A 687-nucleotide genomic window follows, 5' to 3' on the forward strand; every position below is an offset into this window, starting at 1 on the left:
AAAGGCCGCCGGCGTCAAGGGGAAGGGCCTTGCAGCGCTTCTCGGAGCGAATTACGCCGTAGGAACCATCCGGGCCGACCGCTCCGTCAACAGGGCTTTCGGCGGCTCGGTCGACGACTTTATGAGACGCCGCGGTGGGTCCGCGATTATTTCCAAGGGCCGATCGCTCAAGACGGCGAACGCAGCACTCTTCGGCAACATCGAGCGCAATTACGGCGTGCCCGCCGGGGTGCTGCTCGCCATCTGGGGTATGGAGACCGGCTTCGGCGCCTCCATGGGCAACCAGAACACTGTATCGGCAATCGTCACGCTCGCCTACGATTGCCGCCGCCCGCAATTCTTCGCGCCGCATGCCATCGCGGCGCTCATGCTGGTCGACAGCGGCGCGCTGAACGCCCGCTCGGTCGGCGCCATGCACGGCGAGATCGGCCATACCGGGTTCCTGCCCGGGAACGTCTTGAAGTACGGCGTCGGCAGCAGGGACATGCGCGACAAGAGTACTGCGCTGATGTCAACGGCCAACTTCCTCAGGGCGCAAGGTTGGCGGGCCGGCGGGGGCTATCAAGGAAACATGGGCGCCATCGCTGGCTGGAACTCCGCGCGTGTCTATCAGCAGGCAATCGCCCGCATCGGCGCCGCGATCGACGGCAGTTAGATAGTTGCGCCCGCTTCCAGCTTAAAGTCGCC

Annotated in this window: 1 protein-coding gene; it reads left to right on the forward strand. The window is 65.1% G+C overall.

Features of this window, described 5'->3' with window-relative positions:
- Nucleotides 1–655 (forward strand): lytic murein transglycosylase (locus tag AC1DDS_RS25745; RefSeq protein ID WP_477481439.1); only part of this gene is annotated, 655 nt, incomplete at its 5' end.
- Nucleotides 656–687: the final 32 nt, after the last annotated feature.

The sequence above is a fragment of the Mycoplana sp. 10N416 genome (assembly GCF_056394765.1).